At 70.6% G+C, this 14,504-nt stretch carries 19 protein-coding genes; 12 read left to right on the forward strand and 7 right to left on the reverse strand.

Features of this window, described 5'->3' with window-relative positions; translation table 11 throughout:
* Positions 1-16 precede the first annotated feature (16 nt).
* Complete coding sequence (locus tag ACFYPH_RS30495; RefSeq protein WP_355137109.1) at positions 17-1,117, reverse strand: ionic transporter y4hA; 1,101 nt, start codon at positions 1,115-1,117, stop codon at positions 17-19.
* A gap of 92 nt (positions 1,118-1,209) precedes the next feature.
* Between ACFYPH_RS30495 and ACFYPH_RS30500 the strand changes: the two genes are divergently transcribed.
* Positions 1,210-1,572, forward strand: coding sequence for a metalloregulator ArsR/SmtB family transcription factor (locus tag ACFYPH_RS30500; RefSeq protein ID WP_355068696.1), 363 nt, complete (start codon positions 1,210-1,212; stop codon positions 1,570-1,572).
* Positions 1,569-2,072, forward strand: coding sequence for an SRPBCC family protein (locus tag ACFYPH_RS30505; protein WP_387186544.1), 504 nt, complete (start codon positions 1,569-1,571; stop codon positions 2,070-2,072). Before ACFYPH_RS30500 ends, ACFYPH_RS30505 begins: the two co-directional genes overlap by 4 nt.
* Here ACFYPH_RS30505 and mug read toward each other — a convergent pair.
* Positions 2,069-2,638, reverse strand: coding sequence for a G/U mismatch-specific DNA glycosylase (gene mug, locus ACFYPH_RS30510; RefSeq protein WP_355068700.1), 570 nt, complete (start codon positions 2,636-2,638; stop codon positions 2,069-2,071). The two genes, ACFYPH_RS30505 and mug, sit on opposite strands and share 4 nt — an antisense overlap.
* Positions 2,639-2,743: 105 nt before the next feature.
* On the opposite strand from mug, the gene ACFYPH_RS30515 reads away from it, so the two are divergent.
* Positions 2,744-3,487 (forward strand): methyltransferase domain-containing protein, encoded by a 744-nt coding sequence (locus tag ACFYPH_RS30515; protein ID WP_355068702.1) that lies wholly within the window; start codon positions 2,744-2,746, stop codon positions 3,485-3,487.
* A gap of 89 nt (positions 3,488-3,576) precedes the next feature.
* On the forward strand, positions 3,577-3,705 hold the full coding sequence (locus ACFYPH_RS30520) for a hypothetical protein (protein WP_363941238.1): 129 nt from the start codon (positions 3,577-3,579) through the stop codon (positions 3,703-3,705).
* A 24-nt stretch (positions 3,706-3,729) separates the two neighbouring features.
* On the opposite strand, the gene ACFYPH_RS30525 is transcribed toward ACFYPH_RS30520, so the two are convergent.
* Complete coding sequence (locus tag ACFYPH_RS30525; protein WP_354863228.1) at positions 3,730-4,077, reverse strand: hypothetical protein; 348 nt, start codon at positions 4,075-4,077, stop codon at positions 3,730-3,732.
* A 313-nt stretch (positions 4,078-4,390) separates the two neighbouring features.
* Between ACFYPH_RS30525 and ACFYPH_RS30530 the strand changes: the two genes are divergently transcribed.
* From ACFYPH_RS30530 to ACFYPH_RS30540, 3 genes are all read left to right on the forward strand, one after another.
* Positions 4,391-5,689, forward strand: coding sequence for a ThuA domain-containing protein (locus tag ACFYPH_RS30530; protein ID WP_355068706.1), 1,299 nt, complete (start codon positions 4,391-4,393; stop codon positions 5,687-5,689).
* An 87-nt stretch (positions 5,690-5,776) separates the two neighbouring features.
* The gene (locus ACFYPH_RS30535; RefSeq protein WP_354863309.1) at positions 5,777-8,611 is read left to right on the forward strand and encodes a PQQ-dependent sugar dehydrogenase; all 2,835 of its coding nucleotides are present in this window, start codon (positions 5,777-5,779) and stop codon (positions 8,609-8,611) included.
* 113 nt (positions 8,612-8,724) lie between these two features.
* Positions 8,725-9,633, forward strand: coding sequence for an NAD(P)-dependent oxidoreductase (locus tag ACFYPH_RS30540; protein WP_355068708.1), 909 nt, complete (start codon positions 8,725-8,727; stop codon positions 9,631-9,633).
* Here the strand turns inward: ACFYPH_RS30540 and ACFYPH_RS30545 are convergent.
* Positions 9,630-10,079, reverse strand: coding sequence for a GNAT family N-acetyltransferase (locus tag ACFYPH_RS30545; protein ID WP_355068710.1), 450 nt, complete (start codon positions 10,077-10,079; stop codon positions 9,630-9,632). The two genes, ACFYPH_RS30540 and ACFYPH_RS30545, sit on opposite strands and share 4 nt — an antisense overlap.
* Before the next feature lie 130 nt (positions 10,080-10,209).
* Here ACFYPH_RS30545 and ACFYPH_RS30550 point away from each other — a divergent pair, with 130 nt between their 5' ends.
* Positions 10,210-10,632: a GNAT family N-acetyltransferase gene (locus ACFYPH_RS30550; RefSeq protein ID WP_355068712.1), complete on the forward strand. Its 423-nt coding sequence runs from the start codon at positions 10,210-10,212 to the stop codon at positions 10,630-10,632.
* 10 nt (positions 10,633-10,642) lie between these two features.
* Here the strand turns inward: ACFYPH_RS30550 and ACFYPH_RS30555 are convergent, their stop codons facing one another.
* The 3 genes from ACFYPH_RS30555 to ACFYPH_RS30565 all read right to left on the reverse strand — a co-directional run bounded on the left by ACFYPH_RS30555 (position 10,643) and on the right by ACFYPH_RS30565 (position 11,921).
* On the reverse strand, positions 10,643-11,083 hold the full coding sequence (locus ACFYPH_RS30555) for a VOC family protein (RefSeq protein ID WP_354861881.1): 441 nt from the start codon (positions 11,081-11,083) through the stop codon (positions 10,643-10,645).
* A 140-nt stretch (positions 11,084-11,223) separates the two neighbouring features.
* Positions 11,224-11,580 carry a VOC family protein gene (locus tag ACFYPH_RS30560; RefSeq protein ID WP_355068714.1) on the reverse strand — a complete coding sequence of 119 codons (357 nt, stop codon included), beginning with the start codon at positions 11,578-11,580 and terminating at the stop codon, positions 11,224-11,226.
* A complete protein-coding gene (locus tag ACFYPH_RS30565; protein WP_387186548.1) occupies positions 11,577-11,921 on the reverse strand; it encodes an ArsR/SmtB family transcription factor in 345 nt (114 codons plus the stop codon). Before ACFYPH_RS30565 ends, ACFYPH_RS30560 begins: the two co-directional genes overlap by 4 nt.
* Before the next feature lie 114 nt (positions 11,922-12,035).
* On the opposite strand from ACFYPH_RS30565, the gene ACFYPH_RS30570 reads away from it, so the two are divergent.
* From ACFYPH_RS30570 to ACFYPH_RS30585, 4 genes are all read left to right on the forward strand, one after another.
* The gene (locus tag ACFYPH_RS30570; protein ID WP_387186550.1) at positions 12,036-12,677 is read left to right on the forward strand and encodes a VOC family protein; all 642 of its coding nucleotides are present in this window, start codon (positions 12,036-12,038) and stop codon (positions 12,675-12,677) included.
* A 67-nt stretch (positions 12,678-12,744) separates the two neighbouring features.
* Positions 12,745-13,404 carry an MSMEG_1061 family FMN-dependent PPOX-type flavoprotein gene (locus ACFYPH_RS30575; protein WP_355068720.1) on the forward strand — a complete coding sequence of 220 codons (660 nt, stop codon included), beginning with the start codon at positions 12,745-12,747 and terminating at the stop codon, positions 13,402-13,404.
* A gap of 77 nt (positions 13,405-13,481) precedes the next feature.
* On the forward strand, positions 13,482-13,835 hold the full coding sequence (locus ACFYPH_RS30580) for a hypothetical protein (protein WP_355068722.1): 354 nt from the start codon (positions 13,482-13,484) through the stop codon (positions 13,833-13,835).
* Between the two features lie 89 nt (positions 13,836-13,924).
* Complete coding sequence (locus tag ACFYPH_RS30585) at positions 13,925-14,413, forward strand: NUDIX domain-containing protein (RefSeq protein ID WP_355068724.1); 489 nt, start codon at positions 13,925-13,927, stop codon at positions 14,411-14,413.
* The last annotated feature ends 91 nt before the right edge of the window (positions 14,414-14,504 follow it).

The following is a 14,504-nucleotide window of genomic DNA, read 5'->3' on the forward strand; positions in this document are numbered from 1 at the left end:
CGCGACGCCGAGAAGGTCAGGGGCTGGCGGCCAGGAAGACGAACGCGGCCAGCAGCACCAGGTGCACACCGCCCTGCAACACGTTGGCCCGCCCCGGCACCACGGTCAGCACGGCGGTCACCGCGGTGAGCGCGAGCAGCGCGAGCTGGGTGCCGCCGAGGCCGAGCAGCAGCGGGCCGTCCAGCCAGATCGAGGCGATGGCGATGGCCGGGATGGTCAGGCCGATGCTGGCCATCGCCGAGCCGAGGGCGAGGTTCAGACTGATCTGCACGCGGTCCCGGCGGGCGGCGCGGGCGGCGGCCAGGGTCTCCGGCAGCAGCACCAGCAGGGCGATGATCACGCCGACGAACGCGTGCGGCAGGTTCGCCGCCGCCACGCCGGCCTCGATGGTCGGCGAGACGGTCTTGGCGTCGCCGACCACCGCGACCAGCGCCACCAGCAGCAGCCCCAGGCTGATCAGCGCCGCGCGGGTGGTCGGCGGCTTGGCGTGCTCCTCGGCGTCGATCACCCGACCCTCGGTGTCGACGGGCAGGAAGTAGTCGCGGTGCCGGCCGGTCTGCACCAGCACGAACAGCCCGTACAGCGCGAGCGACGCGACGGCGGCGAAGGCGAGCTGGGCCGGGCTGAACTCCGGGCCGGGGCGGGCCGTGGTGAAGGTCGGGATGACCAGGCTCAGCGTGGCCAGGGTGATCACGGTGGCCAGGGCCCCGCCGGTGCCCTCGGGATTGAACACGGCCACGCGTCGGCGCAGCGCCCCGAGCAGCAGGGACAGGCCGAGGATCCCGTTACAGGTGATCATGACGGCGGCGAAGACGGTGTCGCGGGCGAGCGACTGGGTCTTCTCCGGCCCGCTGATCATCAGCGTGACGATCAGGGCCACCTCGATGACCGTGACCGCGACGGCGAGCACCAGCGAGCCGTACGGCTCCCCCACCCGGTGGGCGACCACCTCGGCGTGGTGCACGGCGGCGAGCACCGCACCGCCCAGCAACGCGGCGACCACCACGACGAGAGGGGCGGGAATGTCCCGCCCCCACGTCACGAGCAACACCAGCACGGCGAGCACGGGTACGGCGACGGTCCAATCGAGCAGGCGGGATCGAAGCTGGGCTGGCATGCCCTCAAGAGTGCCAGGTCAGGTGATCATGTGCCCACCATCGACGCAGCCGGCCCTACGCAAACCCGTAACCTATGGGTTACGCTTCGGGCGTGGACGAGGTGGCCACCGCGATCGCGGACCCGGTGCGGCGGCGCATCCTGACCATGCTGCGCGACGCGCCGCTGGCAGCTGGTGAGATCGCCCAGCGGTTCGCCATCAGCCGACCCGCGGTCAGTCGCCACCTGCGGGTGCTGCGGGAGAGCGGGCTGGTCCGCGACGAGCTGATCGGCCGCCGCAGGATCTACCGCCTCGACCCCGGCCCGCTCGCCGCGCTGATCGACTGGCTCGCCGAGTTCACCGCACCGGACCGGTGGGAGCAACGCCTCGACGCCCTGGAGACCGAGGTCCATCGAACCCGCCGGGAACGCCGCGCCCGCGGCCCGGCGGAACACCGAACGGAGCACATCGCATGACCCGTACACCCGCTGGCCGCCTGTTCCGCACCGCCACCGGCCACGACCTCGTCCTGACCCGCACGTTCCGCGCCCCGGCGGCGGACGTGTGGGCGAGCCTTACCGAGTCGGAGCGCACGGCCCGCTGGTTCGGCCCGTGGGAGGGCGACGCCGGGCCCGGCCGGACCATCCGGGTCCAGATGGCGTACGAGGAGCAGCAGCCCTGGTGCGACGTACGCATCGAGGTGTGCGAGCCGCAGCGGCGCCTCGGCGTCTCGATGATCGACGGCTCGGGCAGCTGGCTGCTGGAGTTCGCGCTGACCGAGACCGACGGCATCACCGAGCTGCGCTTCGCCCAGCGCCTCACCAGCCTGGACGGCATCGCCGAGGTGGGCGCCGGCTGGGAGTACTACCTGGACATGCTGGTCGCCTCCCGGGACGGCTCCCGCCAACCGGAGTTCGACGAGTACCACCCCGCCATGACCCCCTACTACCGGGCGCTGGCCGCCGACGGCGTCTAGGAACCCGCCTCCCGCCGCAGCGCCGCGAACTCGGCCGTCAGCGCCGGCAGCGGGAAGTGCGCGTTCAGACCGCTGGGGTTGGGCAACACCCAGACCCGGGCCGGGCCCAGCCGCTCCGGCTGCGGGCCCAGCCCGGCCTTCGGCCGGACGAACGCGATCCGGTACGCGGTCACCCCGAGAATCGCCACCCACCTCGGCCGGTGCCGCTCGGCCTTCACCGCCAACCCGGTCACCCCGGCCACCAGCTCGGCCGGGGTCAGCTCGTCGGCGCGGGCGGTGGCCCGGTTGCTCAGGCTGGTGATGCCCAGTCCCTGCCGCAGCAGCTCGGCGCGCTCCCACGGGCGCAGCTCCCGGTCGGTGAAGCCGGCGCCGTGCAGGGCCGGCCAGAAGCGACTGCCCCGGCGGGCGAAGTGCTCCCCCACCGCCGCCGAGTACAGACCCGGGTTGAAGCCGCAGAACAGCACCCGCAGGCCCGGGCCGATCACGTCCACCAGGCCACGACCGGCCGCGGCCGCGACCTCCTGCCGGGTCGGCGACCGCCAGGGCTGCGCCGCGCCCGCGTCCACTGCACCGATCCTGCCGTACGCCCCGACACCCGTCCCGACCTGCGCGCAACCCGAACGCACCCCACCCGGTGCGCGCCGGTGATCCCGACTTGACACCCTGAACGGATGCACAGCACCGACCACCTCGCCGCCAGCCGGTACGCGCGGATGCGCTGGAACACGCCGCTCTCGGAGGAGCACGCGGCCCTGCTGCTGCGACGACTCGACGTACGCCCCGGCGCGCGCGTGCTGGACCTCGGCTGCGGCTGGGGCGAGCTGCTGCTGCGCGCCGTCGCCGCGGGCGGCGTGGCAGGCCCCGTCGCGACGAGGGGCGTCGGTGTCGACACCGACGAGGCCGCCCTCGCCCGCGGGCGCAGGCTCGCCGCCGAGAAGTCGCTGAACCGGCACGTCGCCTTCGTGATGGGCGAGGCCGCGGCCTGGCACGAGCCGGCCGACCGGGTCCTGTGTATCGGCTCGGCACACGTCTTCGGCGGCACCGGCGCGGCCCTCGACGCGCTCGCCAGCGTGGTCCGTCCGGGCGGGCGGCTGCTGCTCGGCGAGGGGTACTGGCAGTCCGACCCCACCGCGGAGGCCACGCGGATCTTCGGTGCGGACGTCACCGATCTCGCGGGCCTCGTCGAGGCCGCCCGCGCGCGCGGTTGGCGGCTGCTGCACCTGAGCACCGCCGACCAGCGGGAGTGGGACGACTTCGAGTCCACCTGGCTCGCGGGGCGGCAAGAGTGGCTGCTGACGTACCCCGAGGATCCCCGCGCGGACCAGATCCGCGCGGAGCTCGACGACCGGCTGCGCCAGTACGTCGGCGGCTACCGCGGCGTCCTCGGCCTCGCGTACCTCGTCCTCGGTCGCTGACGCCTCCGGCGCAAGCCTGCCCGTACTACTCCGTCTCCACCGCGGACCGGACCACCGCGCCCGAGCTGGAGCGGTTCCTGGCCGAGCGGATGAACGCGACGACGATCGAGGTCGACTCCTCACACCTCGCCATGGTCACGCACCCCGAGGCGATCGCCGACCTCATCCTCATGGCGACCAGGGCCACTCGCGACCCGGAGTCGAACGGCCGAGGCTGACCACCGCGACGCTGGCGCGCACCGTCAGGTCAGGACGCACGCGGTGCCGCAGTACGGGCAGTGCGCGCGCTTGGCGTTCGAGGTGACCTCGACATCGCAGCGTGGGCACCGGCCGTTCTCCCACAGGCCCTGATCCAGGCCGAGCTCACCGCCGTAGTAGTCGCGATCGGGCCAGGCGACCAACTCGACGTCGAGGCCCGGGTCGACATCGTCCTCGAACCAGGTGACGTTGGCCAGGGTCAGCACCGTTCGCATGCCGTACACCTCCTGCGTGAACCGCGGCAGGGCACGCCGCAGGACGTCGACCAGCTCACGGACCGGCAGCGCCGCGAGTTGCCCGGCGAGGCGCTCGCGATCTTCGTCGGTGGACATACCGCCGACCCTACGTCCCGCTCCGACGCCGGCGCTGACCGTGCCACGGTGCGTCCCAGGCCGGAGCGGGTGGGCTTGACGGGGCGCAGACATCGGAGGTTTACTGCGTCAGCGATGTGAGTCGATGCACTGTGACCGTCCATAGAGGTTGGTCGGAGTCATCGGCTGGCCAATCGCACGTTCACCACCGCTCCACATCACCGCACCATCTCAGCCGAGCATCGGCGGCCCGGCTTCCGCACCACCGCCACCCTGGCCCCGGGCGTGCCCTCGCGCACCCCTCGGGGTCGACGCTCAGCAGAGGAGCAAGACCATGCGTTCCCGTCCCCGCCTGTTGGCATTCGTCACCGGCCTGGCCGTGTTGATGGCCGGCCTGATAGCCCTTCCCACGACGGCCTCGGCCGCACCGCTGACCAAGGTCCTGGTGTTCAGCAAGACCGCCGGCTTCCGGCACTCGTCCATCCCGAACGGAATCGCGGCCATCCAGCAGCTCGGCGCTTCCAACGGCTTCAGCGTGACCGCGACCGAGGACGCCGCCCAGTTCACCACCTCCAACCTGGCCCAGTACCAGGCGGTGGTCTTCATGTCGACGACCGGCGACGTCCTCAACGCCAGCCAGCAGACGGCCTTCGAGCAGTACATCGCCGCCGGCGGCGGGTACGTCGGCGTGCACGCCGCCGCCGACACCGAGTACAGCTGGCCGTGGTACGGCCAGCTGGTCGGCGCGTGGTTCGACTCGCACCCGGCGATCCAGACCGCGACCGTGAAGATCGAGGACCGGACCAACCCGTCGACCGCGCATCTCGGCGCCACCTGGGTCCGCTCCGACGAGTGGTACAACTACCGCACCAACCCCCGCTCCAGCGCGCGGGTCCTCGCCAGCCTCGACGAGTCGTCCTACAGCGGCGGCACCATGAACGGCGACCACCCGATCACCTGGTGCAAGGCGTTCGGCGGCGGTCGGGCCTGGTACACGGGTCTCGGACACACCGAGGCGTCGTACACCGACCCGAACTTCACCAAGATGCTGCTCGGTGGCCTGCAGGTCGCCGCGGGTTCGGTGAGCGCCAACTGCTCGCCGGGGACGACGCCGCCGACCACCGCGCCGCCCACCACCGCGCCGCCGACCACCGCGCCGCCGACCACCGCGCCGCCCACCACCGCGCCGCCCACCACGGCCCCGCCGACGACTGCCCCGCCGACCACCCCGCCGCCCGCCGCCACCGGTTCCACCCTGCGTGCCCTCGCCAACAACCAGTACGTCAGCGCGCCCAACGCCACCACCCCGCTGATCGCCAACAAGACCTCCGCCGGGACCAGCGAGCGGTTCGAACTGGTCAACCTCGCCAACGGCAACGTCGCGCTGCGCGCCAAGAGCAACGGGCAGTACGTCGCCGCCGAGAACGCCGGGGCCGCCGCGCTGATCGCCAACCGGGCCACCGCCGGCGCGTGGGAGACCTTCCAGCTGATCCGCAACTCCGACGGCACGGTCAGCCTGCGGGCCACCGTGAACAGCCGGTACGTGGCCGCCGACAACGGGGGCTCCTCCCCGCTGATCGCCAACCGGACCTCCATCGGCCAGTGGGAGAAGTTCAACCTCGTCACCAACTGACCGCGCCGCGGCTCGCTTCTTCACCACCCTCACCTGGCCGTGGTGCGCCCCCGCACGCCCGGCCCTGGTCGTCGAGGAAGGACGATCATGCTCTCGAACCCCCGGCGCTGGTCCCGGGCACTCGTCGCGGCGGTCACCACCGTCGCGAGTGTGACCCTGGCCGTGGCCGCACCCTCCACCGCCGCCCAGGCGGTGGTTATCCCCGCCAGCGACTATCAGCAGGTCAAACTCGCCACCGGCTCGGCCGAGCTGGGCGAGGCCATGTCCCTGGCCATCCTGCCCAACCGCTCGGTGCTGCACACCGCCCGCAACGGCGTCCTGCGGGTCACCGACGTGGCCGGCAACACCAAGGTCTCCGGCACCCTGTCCGTCTACACGCACGACGAGGAGGGGTTGCAGGGCGTCGCCGTCGACCCCAACTTCGCCACCAACAGATGGATCTACCTGTACTACTCGCCCACGTTGAGCACCCCGTCCGGGGACGCCCCCACCACCGGCACGCAGTCGGACTGGGACCGGTGGAAGGGGCACCTGCGGCTGTCCCGGTTCACCCTCAACAGCGACGACACGCTCAACCTGAGCAGCGAGAAGATCGTGCTCCAGGTCGCCAACGACCGTGGGCAGTGCTGCCACGTCGGCGGTGACCTGGACTTCGACGCCGCCGGCAACCTGTACCTGACCACCGGCGACGACACCAACCCGTTCGAGTCGTCGGGCTACGCGCCGCTGGACGAGCGCACCGACCGCAACCCGCAGTTCGACGCCCAGCGCTCGGCGGGCAACACCAACGACCTGCGGGGCAAGGTGCTGCGGATCAAGCCGCAGGCGGACGGGACGTACACGATCCCGTCGGGCAACCTGTTCGCGCCCGGCACGGCCAACACCCGTCCGGAGATCTACGCGATGGGTATGCGCAACCCGTTCCGGATGAGCGTCGACAAGGCGACGGGCGTCGTCTACGTCGGCGACTACGGCCCGGACGCCGGGAGCACCAACTCCAGCCGGGGTCCACAGGGTCAGGTGGAGTTCAACCGCATCACGGCGCCCGGAAACTTCGGCTGGCCGTACTGCACCGGCAGCAACACGAGCACGGAAACATACAATGAATACACCTTCCCGTCCGGGCCGTCGCAGTCGAAGTACAACTGCACGGGCGGGCCGACCAACAACTCGTTCCGCAACACGGGCCTCGGCACGCTGCCCGCGGCGAAGCCGGCCTGGATCAAGTACGCCGGCGACTCCGGGTCACCGTCGGAGTTCGGCAGCGGCTCCGAGTCGCCCATGGCCGGGCCGGTCTACCGGTACGACGCCTCGCTCAACTCCAGCATCAAGTTCCCGCAGTCGCTCAACGGCCAGTTCTTCGCCGGCGAGTACGGCCGACGCTGGATCAAGCCGATCGCCATCAACGCCGACGGCTCCCGCGGCGAGATCTCCTCGTTCCCGTGGAGCGGCACCCAGGTCATGGACATGGCCTTCGGCCCGGACGGCGCGCTGTACGTGCTGGACTACGGCACCGGCTCGAACAACCAGGCGCTGTTCCGGATCGAGTACATCGGCGGCGGCAACCGCAACCCCATCGCGGTCGCCTCGGCGAACCCCACGTCGGGGGCCAACCCGTTGACGGTGAACTTCTCGTCGGCTGGCAGCTCCGACCCCGAGGGCGGGGCGCTGAGCTACCTGTGGACGTTCGGCGACGGCACCACGTCGACGGCGGCCAACCCCACCAAGACGTACACCACCAACGGCACCTACTCCCCCACGTTGAAGGTCACCGACCCGGCCGGCCTGACCGGTACGGCGAGCCTGGTCATCACCGTGGGAAACACCGCGCCGACGGTGACGCTGACCTCGCCCGTCGACGGGCAGCTGTTCAACTTCGGCGACACGGTGTCGTACCAGATCAGCGTGAGCGACCCACAGGACGGCACAATCGACTGTTCCAAGGTGAGCCTGACGTACGCGCTGGGCCACGACAGCCACGCCCACCAGATCACCTCGAAGAACGGGTGCAGCGGCTCGATCACCGTGCCGACCGACGGGGAGCACGACTCCGCGGCCAACATCTACGGGGTCTTCGACGCCGCCTACACCGACAACGGCGGTCTGACCACGCACAGCATCAGGACGCTGCAACCGAAGCACCGCCAGGGTGAGCACTTTGGCGCGACGTCCGGTGTCCAGGCCACCGACCACACCAGCGCCGAGGGTGGCCGCACGGCCGGGTTCATCGAGAACAACGACTGGATCTCGTACACGCCGTACAACCTGGCCAACGCCAACCGCATCACCGTGCGGGCGTCGTCGGCCGGCGCCGGTGGCACCATCGAGGTCCGGACCGGGTCGGCCACCGGCACTCTGCTGGGCACGGTCACGGTTCCGGTGACCGGCAACTGGGAGACGTTCGTCGATGCGTCAGCCACTATCAGCAACCCGCCCAGCGCGTCGACCACGCTGTACCTGGTCTTCAAGGGCGGGTCGGGCTACCTGTTCGATGTCGACGCGTTCACCTTCACCACCGGCACCGGTGGCAGCACGCCGGTGAGCACGCTGCGGGCGCAGGTCAACAACCAGTACGTGTCGGCGGTCGGCAGCACCGCGTTGATCGCCAACAAGGCCAGCGTCGGCACGACCGAGCAGTTCGACCGGGTGGACGCCGGCAACGGCAACATCGCGCTGCGGTCACGTGCCAACGGGCTCTACGTTTCGGCCACGAACGCCGGCGCCGCAGCGTTGGTCGCCAACGCCACGTCGGTCGGGTCGTGGGAGACCTTCCAGCTCATCACCAACTCGGATGGGACGGTCAGTCTGCGCGCCACGGTCAACAACCAGATCGTGTGCGCGGAGAACGCCGGGGCCGGGTCACTGATCGCCAACCGTACGTCCGTCGGGGCCTGGGAGAAGTTCGTCCTCACCACCGGCTGACACGTGGTGGGCCCGGCCCGTTCGGTGACCGGGCCGGGCCCACCGCACCCCTCGACTGCCGACAGCGACGGCGACTGTTGACAAGCACGGGGCTCCGCAGTGGACGATGAGCCGTGCGGATTCTCGTGGTGGGTGGCAGTGGCCTGATCGGCGCTCACGTCGTGGAGGTGCTGCGGGAGCGCGGTCATGCCACGACCTCGGTGGCGCGGAGCGCCGGGCCGGGAGTCAACCACCAGCTCGATGTCGGGTCCGCCTCGATCGACGACCTGCGGGCGTTGCTGACCGGTCACGAGGGCGTCGTGTACGCCACCCGGACCGACGAGCAGCGGCCGCTGCCCAAACCGATCTACCCGCAGTTCCGCCGCGACAACGTCGATCCGGTGGTACGCCTGTTCACCGCCGCCCGCGCGGAGGGTCTCACCCGCGGGGTAATCATGGGCTCGTACTACACGTACTTCAACCGGCTGCATCCACAGTGGCGGCTCGCCGAGCGCCACACGTACATCCGCTGCCGGCTGGAGCAGGCCCGGGAGGGGCGTGCCGCCGCCGGGACGGGTCTGCCGGTCGCCGTACTCGAACTGCCGTTCGTCTTCGGTCGGGCCGGCGACCGGCTGCCGAACTGGGCCGGTCCGCTGGACCGGTGGGCGCGCTCGCGTACCCCGTTGGTCGCGCCGACCGGCGGAAGCGCCGCGGCGTCGGCGCGCAGCGTGGCCGAGGTCACGGCGGACGCCCTGGAGCAGGCCAGCGGCGCGGACATCCCGATCGCCGACGAGAACCTCACCTGGACCGACATGATCGGGCGCATCGCGGAGGCGGTGGGCCGACGCCGCCGGGTCGCCCGGCTCCCGGCCGGCGCGGCACGGGCGGCCCTGCGGCTCGGCGGCGCGTCGCAGGCCCTCGGTGGCAAGGAGTCCGGCATCAACCCCACCCACCTCGCGGATCTGCTGCTCGCCGAGCTGTTCGTCGAGCCGACGACCGGCCGCGCGCTGGACCCGGCCCTGCGCGAGACCTTCCCCGGTTAACCCTCGGATGTCGGTGGGCGGGCGAGGTACGCGGTCTTGACGTCGGCCGAGAAGCCGCAGGCGCGGTAGAAGGCGTGGGTGGACTGGTCGCGCGAGCCCGTCATCAGCATCGCCTTGTAGCAGCCGGCGTCCCAGGCGGCCTGGAGCGTGCCGGCCATGATCTGCCGGCCGAGCCCGGTGCCGCGTCGCGATTCGTCGACGACGACGTTCTCGATGACGGCGTAGGGCGACGCCGACCGGCTGATGTTGGGGATCACGTTGAGGTACGTCGTGGCGACGACGACCCCGTCCCGTTCGAGGACGAAGAGACGCAGCCCCGGTGAACTCACGATCTGCTGGAAGACCCCCTCGTCGGATCCGTCGTCCAACACCGGATCGTCCGGATTCAGTTGCCGGTAGAGGCGGATGATCTGCGCGAAGTCATCGGGCCGAGCCGCACGGAACATGCCCCGAGCGTAGTCACTGCCCATCCCCGCTCGCGGACCTGCAGCGGGCCGCCCTGCGCCTGTCGCGCGGCGATGTCGACGAACTCCCGCCCGTCCCCGATGTCGGTGGCGGGGCTTCGCCGTCGAGGCCGTGAACTGGCTGCCCGAGCGCGACTGGCCTCGCGAGCGGATCCTGGCGGATCCCGCGCTGGCCCACTACGTCACGGGGTGGATGCGGCCGACCGACGTCGGTGTGGTCGCGGTCGACCCCGCTCACCGGCCGCTCGGCGCCGCCTGGTTCCGGCACCTGAGCGCCGAAGATCCCGGCTACGGGTACGTCGCCGACGACGTGCCGGAGCTGACCATCGGTGTGCGGCGAGAGTGGCGAGGGCGGGGTGTGGGCCGGGCGCTGCTGCGCGCCGTCCTGGACGCCGCGCGGGACCGCGGCATCCGTACCGTGTCGCTGAGCGTGGAGCGGGCGAACGCCGCCGCCCGTCTCTACGCGTCCGAAGGGTTCCGCACTGTCGAGTCGTTCACGGACGCGGACACCATGGTTGCCGAGGTCGGGGCCTGACTCTCGCGGCTCAGCGGAGGTGCTCGGCCAGTCCGACGATGATGCCCTCCGGGCCACGCAGGTAACAGAGCAGGAAGATGTCCTCGTACCGCTCGACCTCCCCGACGAGTTCGGCCCCATGCGTACGCAGTCGGGCGATGACGTCCTCGATGTCGTCGACGGCGAACATGATCCGACGGATCCCCAGGGTGTTCGCGGGCGCGTTCTCCGGTGCGGGGCTGATCGCCTTCGGCGTGTGGAACATCGCCAGCTCGACCTTGCCGTGACCGTCCGGGGTCCGCAGCATCGCGACCTCCTGCCGGACGTCGTCGATGCCGATCACACGCTCCACCCACCGTCCCTCGACCGGCCCCCTGCCCTCCAGCTCCATGCCGAGTTCGACGAAGAACGCGATGACAGCGTCGAGGTCGTTGACGACAATGAGGACGTTGTCCATCCGCTGGATCGCCATGCCGGATCTCCTCGCTCTGGTGCGCCGCCATAGTCGCATCCTCCCCTGAGACGAAGCCGCCAGCGCGTTCTCGACACGACTGGCGGAAGAAGCGGACAGTTCCCGCGCCTCTAGCATCACCAATTCGGCGTCCGCCACGTTCAGCGTTTGTCGTAGGCGTGCAGCCCGAGCAGGAGCCCGGCGGGGTCGATGACGTAGCAACCGCGGCCGACGCCGGCCAGCTCGAACGGCGGTACGACGACAGTGCCGCCGTGCGCGCCGACCGCGGCGGTTGCCGCGTCCAGGTCTGGGACTCGGATGACCGGCACCGCCCGGGGTTGCCCGTCGCGGGAGGTCAGCAGGGCGGTGTCGACGCCGGGGCTGTCGCCGTGCGGGGCCACCAGGTACTCCGGGGTGGCGAACGGCTGGGGTTCCCAGCCGAACACCTCGCGGAAGAAAGCGGTGGACGCGGGCAGGTCGGGCGAGTTCAGCTCGACATAGGTCACGGGCTGGGTCACGGCGTGTTCTCCTTGCGGGATTCGGCGGTTCGTTGCGGTGCTTCGGCACGGTCGTCAAGCGTCGGGGCGGCGGCCCATGTGTCGGCCAGGCTGCGGACCCACTGCTCCACCAGGTAGAGCGGGCCCGGCGCCAACTCGTGCCACCGGTGCCGGCCCAGCGCCGTCGAACGGACCAGGCCGGCGGCCTGCAGCACCTGCAGGTGCTGCGAGGTGGCCGGCCGGCTGACGCTGAGCAGCTCGGCGAGCTGCCCGGAGGTGGCCGGCCCGTGCGCGAGCCGCTGCAGCAGCACCCGCCGCGATGGATCGGCCAGGGCATTGAGCACAGCGGCCAGGTCACGCACCACCCACCTCCAAACGTGTAAGCTGCAACTTACACGTTCGTCTGCCGCTACGCCAACCCGCGGGCAGCCGGCGTCCGAACTCCGGTTGGGGCGTCCGATGTTAGGTTCGCTGGCATGACTCGGCGGATCACGGCCAGCGAGTTTCACGCGGCCGAGGGTGTGGGGGACTGGCGCTCCCTGTATCACCTGGTCTCCGCCCATTTCCCCACCGGTTCGTTGACCGAGGGCATCGCTTTCGTCGATGAGATCGGCCGGCTCGCCGACGAGGCCGAGCAGCGGATTCTGAACATCGATGTACGCGGCACCGGCGTCACGGTGTCCCTGTCGCGGCGCGACGCCGGGCTGGCCCGGCGGATCTCGGCCGCCGCGAGAGAGCGGGGCCTCGCCGCCGATCCGACAGCCGTGCAGGTCATCAACGTCAGCCTCGACGCGCTCGTCAGCGTGGATGTGCTGCCGTTCTGGCGTGCGGTGCTCGGCTACTTCCAGATCGGCGACGACTACCTATACGACCCGTCGCGCCGTGGCCCTGGCTTCGGCGTGCAGCAGATGGACGTGCCGCGCCCGCAGCGGAACCGCATGCATCTCGACATCGCTGTTCCGCACGATCAGGCCGAGGCGCGCATCGCCGCCGCCCTGGCCGCCGGCGGCAAGCTGGTTTCCGACGCGCACGCGCCGATGTGGTGGGTTCTGGCCGACGCGGAGGGCAACGAAGTGTGCGTCGCCACCTGGGTCGGCCGCGACCGCAGAGCACCCTGAGCTGCGGAGCCGAGCACCCGCCGTCACGGTCCCCCACGGCCGCTGGGTGCCCAATAGGTTCGGCGGCATGACGCCAGCCCCTGCCAGCACCGCCTTCGACTCGCTCCGCCTCGACGCCGTGCCCGACCAGCAAGCGCTGCGCCAGGCCTACGACCTCCCCAGCGAGGCGGCCGTACGGAAACAGATGACCGAACTCACCGAGCAGACCCGACGGTTGATCGGCTGCTCGTCGCTTGTCCTGGTCGCGAGCGTGGACGCCGAGGGCAACTGCGATGTCTCCCCGCGCGGCGGCCCCGCCGGATTCGTGGCCGTGCTGGACGCACGGACGGTGGCGATACCAGACGCGACTGGCAACAAGCGCCTGGACACTTTGCAAAACGTCATCGCCACCGGACGGGCCGGGCTGCTGTTCATGATCCCCGGGCGTACCACGACGCTTCGGGTGAACGGCCGGGCCTGCGTCTCCACTCGCCCCGACCTGCTGTCGCAGCTGACCGCCGTGGGTAAGCCGCCGGCCAGTGCGCTGGTGGTGGGAATCGAGGAGGTCTATCCACACTGCCCGAAGTCGCTCCTGCGCACCGGGGTCTGGGAGCCCGACCGGTGGCTGCCAGCGGACGCGCAGCCGACCTCCGCGGAGGTGACGCTGGCCCAGCTTCGGATGCCGGAGCTGACGATCGCCGACATCGAGCAGGCGGAGGCGGACTCGCTGAAGTACCGGTACGAGTGACGACCCGCGCAACGATCTTTTCGAGCGCCGCCCGCCACCGTTAAGGTGCACTCTCGGCCCTGAGCAAGAGGACGACGATGGACAGCCGTACCGACCCGATCGAGATCATCGCCCGGGTATCAGAGAACGACGGCAAGCAACGCGCCTTCGAGGTCTGGCTCTACAAGGCCAAGAAGGAAGGCTGGCCCGTGACGGTGGAGTCGACCTCCGTCGACCAGCCGGGCGACGGGTGCGGAGTCGTGGACATCGAGGGCTTGAAGTACCAAATCCGCCACGCGAAGCGAGTCCGGCAGCGAGTCGCCATCGTGCCCGCAGGGCGACATCTGATCGCCGCCGCCGTCAACCTGACCACGGGCGACTCGGACGGCATCACCTGGACCTGGGAGTTCGGCCACGCGGCGTGGGCTGAGCCAATGATTGAGGATCACTAGCGCGCGGAGCATCGCCACCGAGCCTGCGGCATGCTCCAGCCCTTCTTGGCTCTGGCGAACTTGTCGTGTCCCTGTGCTCTACTCCCGTCATGCATGTCGTCGTCACAGGCGCACTCGTTGACAACGACGCGGTCCTGCTCGTGCACCGCAGGCCGACCAAACGGGCTTACCCGGACGTCTGGGATCTGCCCGGGGGTCAGGTCGAAGCGGGTGAGTCGGAACTACAGGCCCTCGCGCGTGAGATGCACGAGGAGCTCGGCGTTCACATCGTGCCGGAGTCCGCCTCACGGCTGGGCGTTGTGCATGACGGCACAGGCGAGGAGGCCCTTCACGCGGGCGTCTGGCACATCGGGGACTGGGCTGGCACTCCGACCAACCGCGCTCCGGAAGAGCACGACGACATGGCGTGGGTCGCGATCAGCGAGCTGGGTGGCCTTCCCCTCGTGCATGGCATCCTGGCGGCAATTGTTCATTCTCTGCCTGAGTTCGAGCGCGACCGCGACCGCGGGCGCTCAGGAACCAGGGCCGACTGTCCTGCATGTGCTGGAACGGATTCGTCAAGCAGGTGGCGGGACTAAGGGACGTCTCGTAACCCCGGTGTCTGTCTAGTCAGGACGGTCGGTCAGGATCCCTGGGTGCAGGTGATCACCGCAGTCAACCCTGACTGGA

The sequence above is a fragment of the Micromonospora sp. NPDC005252 genome (assembly GCF_042872475.1).
In the GTDB taxonomy this organism is placed as follows: Bacteria; Actinomycetota; Actinomycetes; order Mycobacteriales; family Micromonosporaceae; genus Micromonospora.